This window comes from Paracoccaceae bacterium, from assembly GCA_033344815.1.
GTDB lineage: Bacteria > Pseudomonadota > Alphaproteobacteria > Rhodobacterales > Rhodobacteraceae > Roseobacter.
In genome coordinates this window covers 2,433,501-2,452,219 of sequence record JAWPMR010000001.1, presented here as the reverse complement: position 1 = coordinate 2,452,219, position 18,719 = coordinate 2,433,501, and the positions used below count along the sequence as shown (strand labels likewise).

The 18,719-nt window shown below is 56.6% G+C and carries 19 protein-coding genes, 1 pseudogene and 2 riboswitches; of the genes and pseudogenes, 9 read left to right on the top strand and 11 right to left on the bottom strand.

Features of this window, described 5'->3' with window-relative positions:
* Positions 1-230: 230 nt before the first annotated feature.
* The 6 genes and pseudogenes from R8G34_11345 to R8G34_11320 form a co-directional block, all read right to left on the bottom strand.
* Positions 231-517, bottom strand: a pseudogene (locus R8G34_11345) (transposase).
* Between the two features lie 88 nt (positions 518-605).
* Positions 606-2,528, bottom strand: coding sequence for a 1-deoxy-D-xylulose-5-phosphate synthase (dxs, locus tag R8G34_11340; protein ID MDW3223462.1), 1,923 nt, complete (start codon positions 2,526-2,528; stop codon positions 606-608).
* Between the two features lie 11 nt (positions 2,529-2,539).
* A complete protein-coding gene (locus R8G34_11335; GenBank protein MDW3223461.1) occupies positions 2,540-3,409 on the bottom strand; it encodes a polyprenyl synthetase family protein in 870 nt (289 codons plus the stop codon).
* 2 nt (positions 3,410-3,411) lie between these two features.
* Positions 3,412-3,654, bottom strand: coding sequence for an exodeoxyribonuclease VII small subunit (locus R8G34_11330; GenBank protein MDW3223460.1), 243 nt, complete (start codon positions 3,652-3,654; stop codon positions 3,412-3,414).
* A gap of 147 nt (positions 3,655-3,801) precedes the next feature.
* Positions 3,802-4,503, bottom strand: coding sequence for a response regulator (locus R8G34_11325; GenBank protein ID MDW3223459.1), 702 nt, complete (start codon positions 4,501-4,503; stop codon positions 3,802-3,804).
* Positions 4,500-5,012 carry a MarR family transcriptional regulator gene (locus R8G34_11320; protein ID MDW3223458.1) on the bottom strand — a complete coding sequence of 171 codons (513 nt, stop codon included), beginning with the start codon at positions 5,010-5,012 and terminating at the stop codon, positions 4,500-4,502. Before R8G34_11320 ends, R8G34_11325 begins: the two co-directional genes overlap by 4 nt.
* 170 nt (positions 5,013-5,182) lie before the next feature.
* Here R8G34_11320 and R8G34_11315 point away from each other — a divergent pair, with 170 nt between their 5' ends.
* Together R8G34_11315 and R8G34_11310 are read left to right on the top strand one after the other, a co-directional pair.
* Entirely contained in the window at positions 5,183-6,052 is an 870-nt protein-coding gene (locus tag R8G34_11315; protein ID MDW3223457.1) for a branched-chain amino acid aminotransferase, read from the top strand.
* A 454-nt stretch (positions 6,053-6,506) separates the two neighbouring features.
* A complete protein-coding gene (locus tag R8G34_11310) occupies positions 6,507-8,075 on the top strand; it encodes an alkaline phosphatase D family protein (protein MDW3223456.1) in 1,569 nt (522 codons plus the stop codon).
* Between the two features lie 525 nt (positions 8,076-8,600).
* On the opposite strand, the gene cobO is transcribed toward R8G34_11310, so the two are convergent.
* The 3 genes from cobO to R8G34_11295 all read right to left on the bottom strand — a co-directional run bounded on the left by cobO (position 8,601) and on the right by R8G34_11295 (position 10,647).
* The gene (gene cobO / locus R8G34_11305; GenBank protein MDW3223455.1) at positions 8,601-9,203 is read right to left on the bottom strand and encodes a cob(I)yrinic acid a,c-diamide adenosyltransferase; all 603 of its coding nucleotides are present in this window, start codon (positions 9,201-9,203) and stop codon (positions 8,601-8,603) included.
* 16 nt (positions 9,204-9,219) lie between these two features.
* Complete coding sequence (locus tag R8G34_11300; protein ID MDW3223454.1) at positions 9,220-10,194, bottom strand: DMT family transporter; 975 nt, start codon at positions 10,192-10,194, stop codon at positions 9,220-9,222.
* Positions 10,195-10,266: 72 nt separating this feature from the next.
* Positions 10,267-10,647 carry a DM13 domain-containing protein gene (locus R8G34_11295; protein ID MDW3223453.1) on the bottom strand — a complete coding sequence of 127 codons (381 nt, stop codon included), beginning with the start codon at positions 10,645-10,647 and terminating at the stop codon, positions 10,267-10,269.
* A 140-nt stretch (positions 10,648-10,787) separates the two neighbouring features.
* On the opposite strand from R8G34_11295, the gene R8G34_11290 reads away from it, so the two are divergent.
* Positions 10,788-11,381, top strand: coding sequence for a TetR/AcrR family transcriptional regulator (locus R8G34_11290; protein MDW3223452.1), 594 nt, complete (start codon positions 10,788-10,790; stop codon positions 11,379-11,381).
* A gap of 9 nt (positions 11,382-11,390) precedes the next feature.
* On the opposite strand, the gene aroC is transcribed toward R8G34_11290, so the two are convergent.
* The gene (gene aroC, locus R8G34_11285; GenBank protein ID MDW3223451.1) at positions 11,391-12,491 is read right to left on the bottom strand and encodes a chorismate synthase; all 1,101 of its coding nucleotides are present in this window, start codon (positions 12,489-12,491) and stop codon (positions 11,391-11,393) included.
* Between the two features lie 93 nt (positions 12,492-12,584).
* Positions 12,585-12,685: riboswitch (TPP riboswitch) on the top strand.
* 35 nt (positions 12,686-12,720) lie between these two features.
* Between aroC and R8G34_11280 the strand changes: the two genes are divergently transcribed.
* The 3 genes from R8G34_11280 to R8G34_11270 are packed head-to-tail and all read left to right on the top strand — an operon-like array spanning position 12,721 to position 15,912.
* Positions 12,721-13,701 carry a thiamine ABC transporter substrate binding subunit gene (locus R8G34_11280; GenBank protein MDW3223450.1) on the top strand — a complete coding sequence of 327 codons (981 nt, stop codon included), beginning with the start codon at positions 12,721-12,723 and terminating at the stop codon, positions 13,699-13,701.
* Positions 13,677-15,233: a thiamine/thiamine pyrophosphate ABC transporter permease ThiP gene (locus R8G34_11275; protein MDW3223449.1), complete on the top strand. Its 1,557-nt coding sequence runs from the start codon at positions 13,677-13,679 to the stop codon at positions 15,231-15,233. Before R8G34_11280 ends, R8G34_11275 begins: the two co-directional genes overlap by 25 nt.
* Entirely contained in the window at positions 15,220-15,912 is a 693-nt protein-coding gene (locus R8G34_11270; GenBank protein ID MDW3223448.1) for an ATP-binding cassette domain-containing protein, read from the top strand. Before R8G34_11275 ends, R8G34_11270 begins: the two co-directional genes overlap by 14 nt.
* Here the strand turns inward: R8G34_11270 and R8G34_11265 are convergent.
* Positions 15,909-16,352: a 6,7-dimethyl-8-ribityllumazine synthase gene (locus R8G34_11265; GenBank protein ID MDW3223447.1), complete on the bottom strand. Its 444-nt coding sequence runs from the start codon at positions 16,350-16,352 to the stop codon at positions 15,909-15,911. The two genes, R8G34_11270 and R8G34_11265, sit on opposite strands and share 4 nt — an antisense overlap.
* Positions 16,353-16,430: 78 nt before the next feature.
* Positions 16,431-16,590: riboswitch (FMN riboswitch) on the bottom strand.
* Positions 16,591-16,654: 64 nt separating this feature from the next.
* Between R8G34_11265 and R8G34_11260 the strand changes: the two genes are divergently transcribed.
* From R8G34_11260 to petA, 3 genes are all read left to right on the top strand, one after another.
* Entirely contained in the window at positions 16,655-17,293 is a 639-nt protein-coding gene (locus R8G34_11260) for an FMN-binding negative transcriptional regulator (GenBank protein ID MDW3223446.1), read from the top strand.
* A gap of 52 nt (positions 17,294-17,345) precedes the next feature.
* Positions 17,346-17,957 carry a glutathione S-transferase gene (locus tag R8G34_11255; GenBank protein ID MDW3223445.1) on the top strand — a complete coding sequence of 204 codons (612 nt, stop codon included), beginning with the start codon at positions 17,346-17,348 and terminating at the stop codon, positions 17,955-17,957.
* Positions 17,958-18,156: 199 nt separating this feature from the next.
* On the top strand, positions 18,157-18,717 hold the full coding sequence (gene petA, locus R8G34_11250; protein ID MDW3223444.1) for a ubiquinol-cytochrome c reductase iron-sulfur subunit: 561 nt from the start codon (positions 18,157-18,159) through the stop codon (positions 18,715-18,717).
* Positions 18,718-18,719: the final 2 nt, after the last annotated feature.

Genomic DNA, 18,719 nt, shown 5'->3' with positions numbered 1-18,719 from the left:
CGCCTTCTGGTGGAACGTTGCGCCCGGGAGGGTGCGAGGGGCAGATGAGCCCGCATCGTTGGTTGCGACGGTGGGAAATTCACTACCAATTGCACGGCAAAGCTAGGCCGTCCGACCCTTCATACCCCATCCTGTCCGTCGACGTCGTCAGGCGTCGAGCACGAAAAGAAGCCTGAACCCTTTCGGGCGCAACCAAATCCCAAGAAGACAAAAAGGAGTTGACGAAACATGCCCACCTTAAGAAACCAGCGATAGGCCAGGTTCAAATGTACCTCTTCACAAAGCCGCCGCTCGGACCGGATGCCCTGACAATAACCCAACAACAGCATGCGGATCAGTAGCTCAGGATCAATCGAATGGCGGCCATGCGCGTTATAACACGGGGCCAGAAGAGGCCGCACATTTGTCAGATCCAAAAACGAACAATCCCACGCATCGGATGACCCTGCGGCACAAACTCTTCGATTGAAAACTCATAAAACAACGCACCTTGCGCCACCTGCCACGGTCCTATCATCGCCAATTCTACCGTCTCAAAACAAGTGAACCAGGGCTGTACGATCCAATCAACCAACTTGTCCAACAGTATCTGGACAAAGCTGATATTAGGCCCTTGCTTCGCCGATTTGCGCCACGCCCAGAACATCCAGTACTTTAGTTTCAATTTCGGCGGCATTCATGCCAGCGACTTTGTACATGTCAGCAGGGCTTGCCTGATCGATAAAGATATCCGGCAGTACCATGGAGCGGTATTTGAGCCCGCCATCAAAAACGCCTTCTTCGGCCAGAAGCTGTGCCACATGGCTGCCAAAGCCCCCAAGAGTGCCCTCTTCAATTGTTATCAGGGCCTCATGCTCCATCGCGAGAGTCAGGATCATGTCACGGTCAAGCGGTTTGGCGAAACGTGCATCCGCAATAGTTGGCGTGATGCCGCGCGCGCTCAGCGCCTCAGCGGCTTTTTCGACTTCTGCAAGACGAGTACCAAAGGACAGCAGTGCCACACGCGCTCCATGCGAGAGGATCCGACCTTTGCCAATCTCCAAAGGTTCACCGTGTTCGGGCAGTTCGACCCCCTTACCTTCACCACGTGGAAACCGGAAAGCGATGGGCCCCGCGTCATGGGCGGCGGCCGTGGCAACCATGTGCTTAAGCTCTGCCTCATCAGCTGCGGCCATCACCACAAATCCGGGCAGGTTCGTCAGGTAGGAAATATCGAACGCGCCTGCGTGCGTCGCGCCGTCTGCCCCCACCAATCCGGCGCGATCAATGGCAAAGCGCACAGGCAAGCGTTGGATCGCCACGTCATGCACCACTTGATCGTATCCGCGTTGGAGGAATGTGGAATACATCGCGCAGAAAGGTTTCATCCCCCCCGCCGCGAGGGCCGCAGAGAATGTCACACCATGTTGCTCGGCAATGCCCACATCAAAACACCGGCTGGGATAGCGTTCTGCGAACAGGTTCAACCCGGTCCCGTCCGGCATGGCGGCGGTCACGGCACAGATTTTGTCGTCCTTGCCGGCCTCCTGCAGCAGGCTGTCGGCAAAAACGCGGGTATAGCTGGGCGCGTTGGAGGGCGATTTTTTCTGGGCGCCGGTGAGTACATCGAATTTTGCAGTGGCATGTCCCTTGTCACGCGCGGTCTCGGCAGGCGCGTATCCTTTGCCTTTTTTAGTCAGCACGTGGATCAGGATCGGACCTGTCGCGCGGGTTTTGACAGTGCGCAGGACGGGCAGCAGCTGATCCATGTCATGCCCGTCGATAGGCCCCAAATAGGAAAACCCCAACTGCTCAAAAAGGGTGCCGCCCACGGCCATGCCTTTGAGAATATCCTTGGCGCGCTTGGCACCTTTCCGTAAAGGTTCAGGCAGCAGGCTGACCGCGCCTTTCGCTGCGGCTTTGAAGTCCTGAAATGGCTCTTCTGCATAGAGGCGGCTGAGATAGGCAGACATCGCACCGACGGGTGGGGCAATCGACATTTCATTGTCATTCAGGATCACGATCAGACGTTTGCCCAAGTGCCCCGCGTTATTCATCGCCTCATAGGCCATGCCCGCGCTCATGGCACCATCCCCGATCACCGCGATGGCGTCACCGAGACCTTCCGGCACCACACCGCCCAGATCGCGCGCAACAGCAAACCCCAAAGCGGCGGAAATCGACGTTGAGCTATGCGCCGCACCAAAAGGATCATAGGGGGATTCGACGCGTTTGGTGAACCCGCTGAGGCCGTCTTTCATGCGCAGTGTACGAATGCGGTCGCGCCGCTCGGTCAGTATTTTATGCGGGTAACACTGGTGGCCCACGTCCCAGATGATTTTGTCGCGCGGCGTATCAAAAACCGCATGCAACGCCACGGTCAATTCGACAACACCAAGGCCCGCGCCAAGGTGGCCGCCGGTGACGGATACGGCGGATATAGTTTCCAAGCGCAGTTCATGCGCCAGACGTGTCAACTGATGATCGGACATGTGCTTCATGTCGGCGGGGCGATGCACCGTGTCCAGCAGGGGCGTTTCTGACGTCATTTTCGGATCTTTCAATGGGCGCGCGTTACAACAAAGCGTGCCGCATCTTTTAGGGTCTCGCCGTCCTCTGCGTAACCTGCCAGGCTGTCGCAGGCTTCCTCCACAAGTTCAGCGGCGCGTTTTCGCGCAGCCTCCAGGCCTAAAAGGGAAACAAAGGTCGCCTTGCCTGCGCCTGCGTCCTTGCCTACGGCTTTGCCGACAGTGGCGCTGTCACCGGTCACATCCAGTACATCATCCGCGATTTGAAAGGCGAGCCCCAATGCCCGCGCATAAGCTTGCAATGCGCTAGTGTCGGCTTTTGCCATGCAAGCTCCTGCAGTGGCAGACCATTCGATCAACGCCCCGGTTTTGCCGCGTTGCAAAGCGGTGATCTGTTCCAGCGACAGGGGTGTTTTTGCGGTTTCGGCGGCGATATCGAGCGCCTGACCTAAAACCATGCCCTGCGCCCCACTGGCGCGCGCCAGCCGCAGGGCAAGATTCGCGCGCACCTCTGCATGAGGGCTGGCTTCCGGACGGCTCACCATCTCAAAGGCCAGCGTTTGCAGAGCATCACCCGCCAAAACCGCAGTGGCATCATCCCATTTTTTGTGAACTGTGGGTTGTCCCCGGCGCAGGTCGTCATCATCCATACAAGGCAAATCGTCATGCACCAGCGAATAGGCATGCAGGGCTTCTATCGCGGCGGCAGGCCAGATCGAGTGCAACGGATCAATCCCATGCAGACGCGCGCTTTCCATCACCAGAAAACCGCGCAGACGCTTGCCGCCATGGGTCGCATGCGCCATCGCCTGTACCACGGGCAGGTCGTCAAGTGCTCCGAGGACCGTATCAAAATGCTGTTGGATGGTCTGAGCGGACGCGTTCAGACGGTCGGCAAACATGTTCAGAACCCTTTGACCGGCGCAGCACCTGTCGGATTGCCATCGCCATCCAAAGTAATGGCGGCAACTTTTTCCTCGGCTTCCTTCAGCTTGGTTTCACAGCGCGCCTTCAATGCCGCACCGCGCTCATAAAGCGCAATACTCTCATCCAGGGCCACGTCGCCGCGTTCCAATTGCCCCAGCACCTTTTCAAGTTCCGCCATGGCCTGTTCAAAACTCATCTCTTCCACGGGGCTGTCGGTCATCGCTGTCACTTCCTGTGTTCCACCATGGCGCTTTTAGTCTTTTTCCGAGTGCTGTGCCAGCCCGCAGTCGGTTTCTTTTGGCTGGCAATACTCTCGGGGGAGGCCCCATCAGGGCCGGGTCCGGACAGCCCCTGTACCACTCGCGATCTATTCGGGTGCCAGCATATATCCAGCGCCGCGCACCGTTTGCAGATAACGTGGCTGCTTGGGATCATCTTCGATCTTGCGCCGCAACCGCGTGATTTGTACATCAACGGCACGTTCCTGCGCCTGACCACGATCTCGCCCCAATTCTTCCACAAGCTTGGCGCGGCTGATCGGTTCATTGCAACTTGCGGAAAATATCTTCATCAACAGGATTTCCGTTCCTGTCAGGCGCACAAGATCTTCGCCCTGCCACATTTCACCGCGCTCCATGTCATATCTTATGGTCCCGAGCGTGAGCACCTTGGGAGTAGTGTGGTCGTCGGTGGTTTCGGGCATACGGCGCAGTATGGCGTTGATGCGTAAAAGCAATTCCTTGGGTTCAAAGGGTTTGGCCAGATAGTCATCCGCACCCGCTTCCAAACCTTCGATGCGATTGCCGGTTTCGCCTTTGGCCGTGAGCAACAAGATTGGCGTGCTGCGCGTTTCACGCAGGGATTTGGTGAGCGACAGTCCATCCTCGCCGGGCATCATGACGTCCAGCACAATCAGGTCGAAATCCAGACCGGACAAAATACGGCGCGCATGATCTGCGTCCCGCGCCGCGGTGACCAGAAACCCGTTTCGCATCAGAAACTTCTGCAACAGCGTGCGAATGCGTTCATCGTCATCAACAATCAGCAGGTGCGCATCCATATCGCTCATATGCTGCCATCCTTCAGCCGTGTATAGGCAAACCGCATTTCGCGATCCATCATGGCTTCAAGCACTTGCCGGAACCCAGCGACGGCTTCGGGTCCCGCGTCACGAAAAGCCATGCGCATTCTGGCACGCTGAGCATCTGATAGTTTCTGTTCCAACGCCTCGCCTTCCTCGGTCAAAAACAAATGGCGCTCGCGTTTGTCGAGCTTGCCAACCTTGCTCTCTACCAGACCATCCTCGATCAGGGTGCGCAAGACACGGTTGAGAGATTGTTTCGTTACACCCAGGATGTTGAGCAGGTTATTGACGGTCGTTCCCGGCGCACGGTTGATAAAATGTACAGCACGGTGATGCGCCCTTCCGTAAGCCATTTCGGACAAAATACGGTCCGGATCAGCCGTAAACCCGCGATAGGCAAAAAACATCGCCTCAATACCCTGCCGCAATTGCTCATCGGTCAGAAACAAAAGGTTTTCACCACTATGGGCCGTCGTGCTGCGCCCGTCTGCCATAACATGCCTCAGGTATTTTCAGTTTGTTCCGAGGCAGCATATGTCAGTGTTGTTGACATTCCAAGAGCGAAGGGATATCGAATCGCATCTTTTGCGCAACTTTATGTCCGTATCGGACGTAATCTGCGCAATATTTGAAAAGCACACGGTGTATTTGGGAAGGAAAAACAATGGCAGGCGCATATAACGACCGCGACGGCATGATCTGGATGAATGGTCAGATGACCCCGTGGCGCGATGCCAATGTCCATATTCTGACCCATGCCATGCATTATGCGTCCTCGGTTTTTGAGGGTGAACGCGCCTACAACGGCAAGATTTTCGAAAGCCGGAAGCATTCCGAACGGCTCAAGCGCTCAGCTGAGATGATTGATTTCCAAATCCCCTATACTGTGGATGAAATCGAAGCCGCGAAGGTTGAAGTTTTGGCCGCGAGCGGTCTTCAGGATGCGTATGTGCGGGCCATTGCCTGGCGCGGTGCAGGCGAAGACATGGGCGTCGCATCAGCACGCAATCCTGTCCAACTGGCCATCGCTGCCTGGGAGTGGGGCGCCTATTATGGGGACGCTAAAATGAAGGGCGCGCGATTGGATATCTCCAAGTGGAAACGCCCCAGCCCTGAAACCATCCCAAGCCATGCCAAGGCGGCGGGTCTCTATATGATCTGCACCATGTCCAAACATGCCGCTGAGGCCAAAGGCTGTTCGGATGCCATGATGTTTGATTATCGTGGCTATGTGGCCGAGGCGACAGGCGCCAACATCTTTTTCGTCAAGGACGGTGAGGTGCACACGCCTGACCCGGATTGTTTCCTTAATGGGATCACTCGCCAGACAGTGATTGGCATGCTCAAGGACCGTCAAATCAAAGTGCACGAACGTCACATCATGCCAGAAGAGCTTGAAGGGTTTGAGCAATGCTGGTTGACAGGCACGGCGGCTGAAGTCACGCCGGTCGGCCAGATTGGCGATTTCAACTTCGAGGTTGGCGGCATTACCCGAGAAATTGCGCAGGGCTACGAAACCCTGGTGCGCAGCTGATCCAAGAGGTGGGCCATGCCCCATGCCGAGTTGAAGTTTTCATCTGATGTGGCGTTTGATCCGATGGCGTTGCTTCAAGTGATCTTAGCGACAATTCGGGAACACGATGGGGGTTCATGCGAGCGCTAGGAGCGGGTTTGTCCAACGGATCTGTTTCTTCACAGCCACTGTTGATTTCTGTCTCGATGTTGTGAAAGCCGCATCGGGACACAGCCTTTACTGGTACTTTTGGAAATGGCCCCGAAGGCTCTGATCAAAAGCCATGTTTTTCCCTGGCGCTGGAAAACAGCCCCCTCACTTACGTCACCCAAGCGCATCTGGGCGGCTCGGATACACGCCTCCAAGCTTAATCCGGGCGTCACAAAACCTTGTCTTTACCGTTACACGGGTGTTCAGAGAGCGTTACAATAAGACAGTCCTATGTCGCGGTAGCCAAACGCCACATGGAGCATTTATGACACGTCTTATTCGCCCGACCCGCCGCGCTGTTCTGGCCGGTTCCACTGCCTTTGCCGCCAACCTTGCCCTGCCCGCCATCAGTCGCGCCGCGTCGCGCCCTACCTTCACGCATGGCGTCCAGTCAGGCGATGTGAACACATCTTCAGGCATGATCTGGACCCGCACAGATCGCCCTGCACGCGTCGCCATGGAGGTGTCCACCACCGAAAGCTTCTCCGATGCGCGCCGCCTCGCCTCATTGGACGCGATCCCCTCCAGTGACATGGCGATCAAGCGCTTGGTTGCGGATTTGCCATCTGATCAGGATATTTTCTACCGTTTCACGGCCGCCGACCTCAACGACATCAACGCGGTTTCAGATCCATTGGTCGGACGTTTTCGCACGGCCCCGACGGCCCGTCGCGACATCCGGTTTGCGTGGTCGGGTGATACGGCCGGGCAGGGCTGGGGCATTGATGATGAGGGCATGGCGACCTATGCCACCATGGCGCGGCATCAACCGGATTTTTTCATCCATTCCGGTGATACAGTCTATGCCGATGGCCCGATGCAGGATGAGGTGGCACTAAAAGACGGCACATTGTGGAAAAATGTCGTTCTGCCGGATGAAAAGCGCAAGGTTGCCGAAACGCTTGATGAATTCCGCGGCCAATGGAAATACAATCTTCTGGACCAGCACGTGCAAGAAATGAATTCGACCGTGCCAACCTTCATGCAATGGGACGATCATGAAGTGGTGAACAACTGGTCCGACAGCAAGGACCTGACGGGCGATGATCGATACACTGAAAAATCCGTGCACCTTTTGCAGGCACGGGCCACACGGGCCTTCCATGAGATGACGCCGTTGCGGATCACGCCCCAGGAGCCAAACCGGGTGTACCGAAAGATCAACTATGGCCCGATGCTGGACGTGTTTTTCCTGGACCTGCGCAGCTATCGCGGGCCGAATACGGCAACCGCAACCACGGAACTCACCGATGACCAACGCGTTTTGGGTGCCGCGCAGATGGCGTGGCTGAAGCGCGAGTTGGCGGCCTCAAAAGCGACGTGGAAGGTGATTGCTTCGGATCAACCCATCGGTCTGATTGTATGGGATAACTTTCGCGAACAGGCAGGTGCGGAAGGGATCGCGGACGGTCAGAGCGGTCCTGCAATGGGGCGCGAGGTCGAGGTTGCGGAGCTGTTACGTTTCATCAAGACGGCCAAGATCGACAACACCGTCTGGTTCACCGCAGATGTGCATTACACGGCGGCGCATTACTACAATCCTGACAAGGCGCAGTTTCAGGATTTTGAACCGTTCTGGGAATTTGTGTCCGGGCCTCTGCATGCAGGGACATTCGGGCCGAATGCGATGGATGCGACCTTTGGCGCCGAAGTGAAATTCGTCAAAGCCCCAAGCGAGGAACAAGGTATCAATCTGCCACCGTCCATGGGCTTGCAATTTTTTGGCCTCGTGGACATCGACGCGCAAACCCGGCAGATGAAGGTTCGCCTGATGGATCGCGCGGATACAGAACTCTACACGGTGACTCTGGACCCAAAGGGCGCCGGAATCTGACGTTTTGACCGGGGCATTTGGTCTGTCTGTTCATGCCGCCCGTCATTCGGGCGGCATGTTGCAATTCTGAGCCTTGACAGTCCCCGTTTACACAAGCACCGGATGGGTTGCGCTTATACAGATTGGCATGTGTCCCTGGCTTTTGTGACATCCAAATTGTGGTGCAGGGAAAGGTTTCAGCTCACCTCATCGACCTGTTTTGTCTATTCCGATGATCCAAACGAAGCGGTCCGGGTGGCTCGGATGTACTTCCCTCTACTTTTGAGCTTTCTTTGAGATTTGAGCGGCCCGAGACCGACCGCGCAAGGCCCGAAGATTCCTTTTCAACCCGTAAGATTGCTGTGGGGGCAAACGGGCGATTGCAACCATGCGCAGGTTCGTTTTACCAGGATGCCCGCAATGGCTGAGGCGAATTTCGCCACCATTGACAATTTCATCAAGCAAGCAACTACAACGTTTCTTTGCGATCTGAAACACACGAAAACCCGGCCAAACGAATGGCCGGGTGGAATGGAAACCAGAGGCTTAGAAATCAACGCCGCGTTGGGCTTTGATCCCCGATTTGTAAGGGTGCTTTACCTCGGTCATCTCGGTGACAAGATCGGCGTATTCCATCAACTCGGGTTTGGCATTTCGGCCTGTCAGGATCACGCCGGTGCGTTTGTTGCGACCTTCGAGGTGTTCGATAACCTTATGAATATCCAAATAATCATACCGCAGCGCAATGTTGATTTCATCCAACACGACAAGATCGTATTCACCACTGTTCATCATATCGACGGCCTTGGAAAAAGCGGCCTCGGCCGCGGCAATATCACGGTCTTTGTCTTGCGTGTCCCATGTGAAACCTTCGCCCATGGTGTGCCATGTGACATCACCCAACTGGTCGAAAAACCGTTTTTCGCCAGTGATCCATTTGCCTTTGATGAATTGCACGACGCCGACGCTCTGTTTCCAGCCCAATGCACGGATCACGACACCAAAGGCGCTGGAAGACTTGCCTTTGCCGTTGCCCGTATGGACCAGCACCAGCCCTTTTTCCGGATCTTGTGCTTCAGCAACCTTGGCCCTGTGCTTTGCCTGCACTTTTTTCATGTCTTCTTTGTGGGATGTCTTGGCGTCGCTCATCGAATGATCCTCTTTATTATGGGGCCCCTGGAGGTGTCATATTGGGCTTTGACTTGCTGCGGTCCAGTCCCAATTGACGTTCGCGCCAAATGATCAGAACACCGCCGGCGATCACAAGGCTCGCGCCCAGAATAATCGGACCGGTTGGAATTTCATCAAAGGCGACGTAACCAATGATGCCTGCAAAGATCATGGAGGCGTAATCGAAGGGTGCGAGCATGGAAGCCCCGCCGAACCGATAGGAGGAGGTCACCATAATCTGTGCAACACCGCCCACCAGACCGGCCGACACAAGCCACAGCAAGATAGATGGCTCTGGCCAGAGCCAGACAAAGGAAGGATGGTCCACGACCCAGCCGATGGGGGCGGAGAGCAACGCCAGACATGTTGCGGTGGCTGAGAAATAAAACACGATTGCGGCGGTGTGATCGGTCTTCACAAGTCGACGCACATGGATTTGCACCAGCGCGCGCAGGATAGAAGCAACCAGAACCATGACCGCCCCAAGTGTGGCGGCTTGCGAAACCTCATCAGCTCCGATGCTCAGGCGCGGGGCCATGACGATCATGACGCCGATCAATCCCAGCGCAACCGCGGAAAGGCGGAAAATTCGGACACGTTCGCCAAGGAAAAGCGCGGCAAACAGAACGGTAAACATGGGCGTAGCATAGCCAATTGCCGTCACCTCGGGCAAAGGCAAAAGACCCAGGCCCGCGAAAGTCAGTCCCATGGCTGTCGTGCCAAAAACGCCGCGCCAGACGTGGCCCATGAGGTTGGAGGGGATCAATCCCTGACGTAGCTGTCCCCGTTGCCAAAGCCACAATAGAATGACCGGCATGGCGCAAAGCGAGCGAAAGAAAACGGCCTCGCCGGGCGGGACCTTGCCTGAGACACCTTTGATGATGGCGGCCATGACCATAAACAAAAAGACCGCGCAAAGCTTCAAAGCAATTGCGCGGCCCGGTTGGTGTTGGGTAAGGTCTTGGGCCATGAGCGTTTCTTGCGCCCGTGGCGGGGAAAGATCAAGCGCGCAGGGTGGATCGCGCGTCCTCTTTAAATGGGCTCAGTTCAGGGCAGCGACGCCAAGGGGAACCGAGAATTTGAGGCACCAGATGTAAATTTCGTTGTAATCGTCAATGTTTACGGATGCAGGCACGGTGTAGACTTGTTTGCCGTTCAGGTTCTTCAATTCGCCGAGGTCTGCCTCAGGCGCATAGCTGCCATCCTTGCCAAAGGCGACACGGGGATCGGGTGCACCATCCAGGGAGAAGTTCTCGTCCAGTGTAACCGTTGCGGTGCCGTCGGCGTTTTTGACGATGGTCACACCGCCAGTTGTGATGTGGTCACTTTTGCCGATGAAGCTGCCAGAGGTTCCGGCGGATGCGCCAAAAGTGGCAAGAACGGTGAGGCCGATAGCGAGGAAGGCATTGATGAGGAGTTTCATGAGGTCGGTCTTTCTGTTTGAGTTTGGCGTGTCTTGATGCTGCCAATGTAGGGTTTGGAACCGATCAGTACAATACACGTTCGCGTGAGTTGTGTAACAGTTGGTTCCGAACTATATCTGTCCCAAAATAGGAGACGCATATGGCACGCCCCAGAGAGTTCGACCCAGCTGATGCCCTTAAGCGGGCAACCGGAGTTTTTTGGGAAAAAGGGTATCAGGAAGCATCTCTCCCAGATTTGCTGGAGGGGATGGGCTTGACCCGGGGCAGTTTATACAAAGCCTTCAAGGATAAGAAAAACCTCTATTTGTTGGTTTTGGCGCATTACGAAGAAGAGGCTGTCGGCGCGGCTCAGGCGCGTTTGACAAACACATGCGTTCCCGATGGGCGTGACAGAATACTCAGTCTCTTTCACGCGCTATCCGCGGCTGTGGCGGCGGGGGACACGCGCGGATGCCTTTTGTGTTCTGCGGCAGCCGGATTTGAGATGTCTGACCCTGACATCGCCATTGCGGTGGAAAAAGGCATGCGCGCCATGCGGAACGCGCTGGAAGCAGCCCTGCGCGATTCACCGGCACATGCACGCCTGCCAAAAGATGATTTGCGCGCCTTGGCGAATACGCTGCTCACACAATACATCGGTCTGCGGGTTTTGGCGCGGTCTCGCATGTCGCTTGATATTGTCGAGCAAAGTGTCCAGAGCGTTGCCGACCTTTTGGGGATGGAACCTGCCTGACCGTTTGATCTATCCGATGTGCCCTTGGTTGTCGCCAACCTGACCGCGGTGCAACAGTAGATGATCCAGCAGAATACAGGCCATCATAGCCTCTCCCACCGGAACCGCGCGGATGCCCACGCAAGGGTCATGGCGACCCTTGGTGATGATTTCAGTGTCTTCGCCAGTCTTGGTGATCGTTCGCCGCGTGGTCAGAATGCTGGACGTCGGTTTCACTGCAAAGCGCACGACAATATCCTGCCCGGTACTAATGCCACCTAAAATACCACCGGCATGGTTCGACGAATAGATCGGCCCTTCTGGCCCCATGCTGATCTCATCGGCGTTCAAATCACCCGTCAGCATCGCGGCTGACATGCCTTCACCGATTTCCACGCCTTTGACGGCATTTATGCTCATCATCCCGGCTGCCAGATCTGTGTCAAGTTTACCATAAACTGGTGCGCCGAGGCCCGCAGGAACACCGCGTGCGACAACCTCGATGATGGCGCCTACCGAATTGCCCGATTTGCGCAACCCGTCGAGATACGCTGCCCAGTCTTTGGCGGCTGTGGCATCCGGCACCCAGAAAGGGTTCTGATCAATCTGTTCCCAATCAAATTGGCCCCGGTCAATCTGATGAGTACCCATCTGCGTCATATACCCTTTGATCACGACGCCCGGAGCAAGGCTGGACAGTGCCGCGCGCGCAAGACCACCCGCTGCAACCCGCGCCGCAGTTTCGCGCGCGCTTGATCTGCCGCCGCCACGATAATCGCGGATACCATATTTCTGAAAGTAGGTGATATCAGCATGACCGGGACGAAACTTGTCCTTTATATCCCCGTAGTCTTTTGAGCGTTGGTCCGTGTTTTCGATCAACAGCTGCACCGGCGTCCCCGTGGTTACGCCTTCAAACGTACCGGAAAGGATGCGCACTTCATCTGCTTCGCGCCGCTGCGTCGTGTATTTGTTCTGGCCCGGTTTACGCTTGTCCATCCACTGTTGGATCATCGCCTCATCAATGGCCACACCGGGCGGACAACCATCCACGGTCGCACCCAGCGCTGGTCCGTGGCTTTCACCCCATGTGGTGACGCGGAAAAGATGGCCAAAGCTGTTGATCGACATTGCAAATGCTCCCTTGAGCAGGGTGCTTAGCGGGGCAGGCGGGTCGCCTCAAGACCTTATCGCTTGCCAAGGCCTGCCTGGGCCATTATCGCTACGCGTACCTCGGGGGGCCATTCCGGCTGAGATGTGTTGCACACGGACCCGTAGAACCTGAACCGGTTAAGACCGGCGGAGGGAAGGTGAGCTGATCATCCTCTTTCGCCGTTCGACGCATTTGAAAGGATTGATCATGCGAAGAACTCTATTTGCCACCACGCTGCTGTTGGCCACACAGGCAGGGGCAGAAACCCCCGTGCTGACCGTTTATGCGGGCGATTATTTCACATCCGAATGGGGCCCCGGCCCGATGATTGAGACCGGGTTCGAAGAAATCTGCGCCTGTGATTTGCAATTTGCGACGGGCGATCTTCTCCCTCGTCTGCTTCTGGAGGGGGAACGCACCAAAGCTGATGTCGTGATCGGGCTGACATCCGATGTGACTGCCAAGGCGCGCGAGACAGGCCTATTCACCACGCATGGGCAGGACAACACCGCCCTTACGCTGCCGATTGAGTGGACGGATGACACGTTCCTGCCGTTCAACTATGGGCACACCGCGTTCATCTACAACGAAACAACAATGGACGCGCCTCCGGCCAGTTTTGATGCCCTTCTGGACCTGCCCGATGACGTAAAGATTGTCATTCAGGATCCGCGCACCTCGATTTCAGGCCTCGCCTTGGTGCTTTGGGTGCAGGCCGTTTACGGCGAAGAGGCGGGCGATGTCTGGAAAAAACTCGCCCCCAGTATTCTGACCGTGACCAAGGATTGGTCTGCGAGCTATGGCATGTTTACGGATGGTGAAGTCGATATGGTGCTGAGCTACACCACATCTCCCGCCTACCACATGTTTGCGGAAGAAGATTTCACCAAAAAGGCGGCAATCTTCCCGGAAGGTCACTATTTCATGGTCGAAACCGTTGGCAAAATCGCCCAAACGCAAGTGCCGGAACTGGCGGATGCTTTCATGGCGTATGTGCTTAGCAACGACTTCCAGCGGATGATCCCAACGGCGAACTGGTCCCTGCCATCTGCTTTGCCAGCGGATCAGTGGCCCGAAGGTTGGTCGCAACTGCCGCTTCCGGAAAAGGTGTTGTTTTACTCTGAAGACGAGGCCGAAGCCCTCAAGGCACAAGCGATTGAAACATGGCGCAACGCGCTCAGCCAATAATCGGTAAAACTGGGATCATCGCAGGCGGTTTCGTCGTTGCGGTGGTCCTGCTGGCTTTCATCGGCATCGCGGTTCGCGCCGATGTTGGACGCGGGTTTGGTCCGGCCGAATGGGCCGCGATCCGATTTACTCTGGTACAATCGGCGCTTTCGGCATTGATTTCTGTCGCCTGCGCGATTCCTCTGGCCCGTGCCTTGGCAAGACGCAGATTCTTGGGGCGTGGGTTTTTGATCACCCTGCTGGGCGCCCCATTCATCCTCCCTGTTATCGTCGCCGTTCTGGGGCTTCTGACCGTGTTCGGGCGATCTGGTTGGGTCAACGTGGTCCTGGAGGCGGTGGGCCTGCCAACGCTGTCGATCTACGGATTGCACGGGGTCGTGTTGGCACATGTGTTTTTCAATCTGCCACTGGCGACGCGGCTTTTGCTGCAAGGCTGGCAAAGCATCCCGGCAGAGCGTTTCCGGCTGGCCGCACAACTCAATCTGCCGCCAAAAATGGTGCAGCGCACGCTGGAACTGCCTTTGCTGTTGCAGATCGTACCCGGTGCGGCAGCGCTTGTGTTCGTGATCTGCCTGACCAGCTTCGCCGTCGCGCTCACGCTTGGCGGTGGACCGCGCGCGACCACCATTGAACTGGCCATCTATCAGGCTTTTCGATTTGATTTTGATCTGTCACGCGCCGCGCTTTTGTCTTTTGTCCAATTGTTTCTGGCCGGGGGTGCCGCACTGATTGCTTTGTGGATCATCCCCGATATCGCTATGAGTGCAGGGTTGGATCGTGAATTGCGCCGATGGGACGCACGAGGTGGGTTTCAACGCGTACAGGATGCGGCGGTGATCGCGCTGGGAAGCGCCTTTCTGCTGTTGCCTCTTTTTGCGATTGTGCTCGCGGGGCTTTATGGCTTGCCGCAAATGCCAATTGGGGTCTGGAAGACAGCGGGTAACTCGCTGGGTGTTGCGGTGTTGAGCATTGCCGTCCTGCTGGCCGTCGCGCTGCCCATGGCAGGCTGGATCAGCACACGCCGCGCCGGCGGTGCCGAGGCGATCGGCCTGATTGGCCTGTCTGCCTCGCCCCTGATGATCGGCACCGGTTGGTTCATTCTGATCAACCCTGTCGCGGATCCCGTGCCTCTGGCCCTGCCGGTAACCGCCCTGATCAATGCCCTGATGGCCTTGCCTTTCGCACTGCGCATTTTGGTGCCGCCCATGCGCGATGTGTTGAATACCTTTGATCGACTGTCCCGCTCATTGGGGTTGCGCGGCTGGACGGCCTGGCGCTGGCTGGTGATCCCGCGTCTACGCGCGCAAATTGGATTCACAGCAGGTCTGACAGGTGCGCTGTCTGTCGGCGATTTGGGTGTTATCGCTCTGTTTGCCGACCCGGATCGCGCGACACTGCCACTCCAGATGTACCGTCTGATGGGGGCCTATCGCACCGAAGCGGCGGCGGGAGCGGCCTTGGTGTTGCTGGCGATGGCACTTGGGCTGTTCTGGCTCTGCGACAAAGGAGGCCGTTGGCGTGCTGAAGCTTAAAGACATCGTAATTTCGCAGGGCAACTTTCTGCTGAAGGCTGATTTTGAGATACAACATGGTCGCAAAACCGCGGTTATCGGTCCTTCGGGGTCTGGTAAATCCACCCTGCTCGGTGCGATCGGCGGGTTTTTGGATCTGGGCGATGGGACGCTTTTGTGGGAGGATGTCGACATTACGCAAGCCGTGCCGGGGGAGCGTCTGATGGCAATGCTGTTTCAGGACAACAACCTGTTCCCGCACCTTAGCATCGCGAAAAACATCGGCTTGGGGATTCGCCCTGACTTAAAACTGTCCGGTGAGGAACACGCCCGTCTTGAGCGTGCATTGGACCGCGTCGGGCTGCGCGATATGGGCGAACGCAAACCGGGCGAGTTGTCTGGTGGGCAGCAAAGCCGGGCGGCTTTGGCGCGGGTTTTGGTACAGGATAAACCAGTTATTTTGCTGGATGAGCCCTTCGCGGCTCTTGGGCCTGCCCTGCGTCATGAAATGCTGGATCTAGTGCATGATTTGAGCGATGAGACGGGCGCAACGCTGTTAATGGTCACGCATGATCCGCAAGATGTCCGGCGTATCGCGGATGATGTGATCTTTGTGGAAGGCGGGCGCGCCGCTGCCCCGCAACCGGCGGCGGCGCTTTTGGAAAACCCGCCACCGGCCTTGCAAGCCTATCTGGGCTAGGCGGCTTGAGCGCGCAGCCCTGTGCGTGCCTTGAGGATGCAAAGGGCGGCATCTGCGGCCTCTCGGCCTTTCGTGATGAAATGAGCGCGGTAAATGGCGTTGTGATGATCGGTTTCCTGATAATGGTGCGGCGTCAGGGAAACGGATAGGACTGGCACGCCTGTGTCCAAACCTGCGCGCATCAACCCATCGACGACGCTTTGTGCCACGAAATCATGACGGTAGATACCGCCATCCACGACGAAAGCGGCACAAATGACCGCATCATATTGACCGGTTGCGGCTAGATCGCGCGCCATGAGTGGCATTTCAAATGCCCCTGGCACATCGAAAACATCCACCTGTGCGGATGGTACTGTTTGGATAAACCCTTCATAGGCGCGGTCCACGATATCTGCGTGCCACTGCGCTTTGACGAAGGCGAAACGGGTGTGTGTCATAGTGATCTCCTTTGGTGTTCAGACACGTCCACCCAAGGCGATCACGACTGCGCACGAGGCCTTGACCCTCGCGTGCATCCGCATTCTCTTTCATCCGGACTATAACCGTCGGCTCTGGCATCTCACCAGATCTGCTAGACCACCGTGTTTCCCCGCGGAAACCTAATGCGCTCGCGGGCTCGAGGGTCAACGCCCTCATACCGCCGGTGGGGAATTTCACCCCGCCCTGAGAATTAGGTGCAACTTGCCAAGCGCTGATAAAGGCTGCAAGAGGAAATGCGACATATTTCAAGGTCAAAACGATGCATCCCAACCCGGTTTTCCACACACAAGAAGATGCCACAAATCTTGCCTATGCGCGGGAGCGGGCATTTGGGGTTTTGGCCGTGAGCGGGTCCGATGCGCCGTGGATGTCTCATATACCATTTCTATTGGACGAGGACGGCGAAACACTTTGGTTGCATCTGTTGCGATCCAATCCAATTGCGCGGGCGCTGAAAGAAGTATCCCTGCCAGCACGGATCGCTGTGTCTGGTCCGGACAGTTATGTGTCCCCTGACTGGTATGTGTCCCCTGACTGGTACGGCGTGATCGATCAGGTGCCAACCTGGAACTATGTTGCGGTTCACTTGACCGGAACGCTGGAATTGCGTCCACAAGAAGAGTTGCGCGACGTGTTGGATCGCCAAACCGCATTCTTTGAAGAACGCCTCTTGCCCAAGCCTCCTTGGACCACACCCAAAATGTCGGAAGGCGTCATGGAAAAAATGATGCGTTCGATCGTGCCCTGCCGAATGGCGGTCAGCGGCATCGATGGAACCTGGAAGCTCAACCAGAACAAGCCGGATGATGTACGTCTGCGCGCGGCAGATCATGTCGAGGCCTGTGGTCAGGGCACGGACCTTGCCGTATTGGCCGCCCTGATGCGGAGCGCACAATAGACAGGGCGGCTGGCTCTGCTAGGTTCGAGACGAATCGTAAAAGGAAATCACGATGAAACTGTTTCATTCGCCTGCCTCGCCTTTCGTGCGTAAAGTTGTCGTTTTGCTGCATGAGCTTGAAAAAGCCGAGGAGGTTGAATTGGTTGGCGTCACAACGACCGCCTTTGACTCCGATCCCGCGCTTGTTGCCAGCAACCCTCTGGCAAAGCTGCCAGCTTTGGTGCGCGACAACGGTACGACCCTCTATGACAGTCGGGTCATCACGGCGTTTCTGAACGATTTGCACGGTGGAAAAATGTACCCAAGCGGCTCCTCACGATGGGAAACGCTGACGCTTGAGGCAACGGGTGACGGGATCATGGATTGCGCTGTTTCTATGGCCTACGAGGCCCGGTTGCGCCCCGAAGACATGCAATATGGTCCGTGGATCGAGGCGCAATGGAGCAAGATTGAGCGCGCCCTGTCAGTGTTGAATGCCCGCTGGATCAGCCATTTGTCTGGCCCCGTGGATATGGGCCATGTTTCTGTGGCTTGTGCGCTTTCCTACGTGGATTTGCGTCATGGCGCGCGCAATTGGCGTGCAGGAAACGACGCGCTGGCGAAGTGGCATAGCGCGTTTGATTCGCGCCCCTCCATGCAGGCGACGAAACCACCAGTGGCATAAAAAAGACTGGGGTTAACGGTTTAGACGGAACATAGGCATAGAAAACGCTGATTCTTGGTGTGCCTGCGACGGTTTGCGCGTGTTTGTTCACTGGACTGCGCGCCAGCACGGCGCTACATACCGCAGAGAGTTCGGTTGCGCTTTGCGTGGCCTAGACATCTTTTTCGCCGATCACCGGCCCTGAAAATGGAGTAAACCCGTGTCCCACGCAGAAGATCACGAAGGCACCCGGAGGGATTTCCTTTATTATGCAACCGGCGGCGCAGGGGTCGTCGTTACCGGCGCAGCCGTTTGGCCGCTGGTAAACCAAATGAACCCGTCCGCCGACGTGCGCGCACTTTCGTCCATCCGCGTGGACATAAGCGGCATTGAACCCGGCACGCAGTTGACTGTCAAATGGCTTGGGAAACCGGTTTTCATTCGTCGCCGCACAGAAGAAGAGATCTCTGCCGCACGTGATGTGGAAATGAGCGATTTGCCAGATCAGAATGCGGAAAATGCGAATATCAGCGCGGATGCTGATGCATCTGACGAGAACCGTTCGTTGGATGAAACTGGCGAATGGCTGGTCATGATGGGCGTTTGTACGCACCTCGGATGTGTTCCTCTTGGTAACTCCGGTGACTTCGGTGGTTGGTTCTGCCCGTGCCACGGGTCACACTATGATACGTCCGGGCGTATTCGCAGGGGGCCTGCCCCGCGTAACTTGCCCGTACCAACAGCAGTTTTTGTGGACGAGTCCACGATCCAACTCGGTTAAGG

Bases quoted from the DNA above. Each gene is read 5' to 3' on its own strand.
- dxs (MDW3223462.1), bottom strand. From the start codon at position 2,528: ATGACGTCAGAAACGCCCCTGCTGGACACGGTGCATCGCCCCGCCGAC.
- R8G34_11335 (MDW3223461.1), bottom strand. From the start codon at position 3,409: ATGTTTGCCGACCGTCTGAACGCGTCCGCTCAGACCATCCAACAGCAT.
- R8G34_11330 (MDW3223460.1), bottom strand. From the start codon at position 3,654: ATGACCGACAGCCCCGTGGAAGAGATGAGTTTTGAACAGGCCATGGCG.
- R8G34_11325 (MDW3223459.1), bottom strand. From the start codon at position 4,503: ATGAGCGATATGGATGCGCACCTGCTGATTGTTGATGACGATGAACGC.
- R8G34_11320 (MDW3223458.1), bottom strand. From the start codon at position 5,012: ATGGCAGACGGGCGCAGCACGACGGCCCATAGTGGTGAAAACCTTTTG.
- R8G34_11315 (MDW3223457.1), top strand. From the start codon at position 5,183: ATGGCAGGCGCATATAACGACCGCGACGGCATGATCTGGATGAATGGT.
- R8G34_11310 (MDW3223456.1), top strand. From the start codon at position 6,507: ATGACACGTCTTATTCGCCCGACCCGCCGCGCTGTTCTGGCCGGTTCC.
- cobO (MDW3223455.1), bottom strand. From the start codon at position 9,203: ATGAGCGACGCCAAGACATCCCACAAAGAAGACATGAAAAAAGTGCAG.
- R8G34_11300 (MDW3223454.1), bottom strand. From the start codon at position 10,194: ATGGCCCAAGACCTTACCCAACACCAACCGGGCCGCGCAATTGCTTTG.
- R8G34_11295 (MDW3223453.1), bottom strand. From the start codon at position 10,647: ATGAAACTCCTCATCAATGCCTTCCTCGCTATCGGCCTCACCGTTCTT.
- R8G34_11290 (MDW3223452.1), top strand. From the start codon at position 10,788: ATGGCACGCCCCAGAGAGTTCGACCCAGCTGATGCCCTTAAGCGGGCA.
- aroC (MDW3223451.1), bottom strand. From the start codon at position 12,491: ATGTCGATCAACAGCTTTGGCCATCTTTTCCGCGTCACCACATGGGGT.
- R8G34_11280 (MDW3223450.1), top strand. From the start codon at position 12,721: ATGCGAAGAACTCTATTTGCCACCACGCTGCTGTTGGCCACACAGGCA.
- R8G34_11275 (MDW3223449.1), top strand. From the start codon at position 13,677: ATGGCGCAACGCGCTCAGCCAATAATCGGTAAAACTGGGATCATCGCA.
- R8G34_11265 (MDW3223447.1), bottom strand. From the start codon at position 16,352: ATGACACACACCCGTTTCGCCTTCGTCAAAGCGCAGTGGCACGCAGAT.
- R8G34_11260 (MDW3223446.1), top strand. From the start codon at position 16,655: ATGCATCCCAACCCGGTTTTCCACACACAAGAAGATGCCACAAATCTT.
- R8G34_11255 (MDW3223445.1), top strand. From the start codon at position 17,346: ATGAAACTGTTTCATTCGCCTGCCTCGCCTTTCGTGCGTAAAGTTGTC.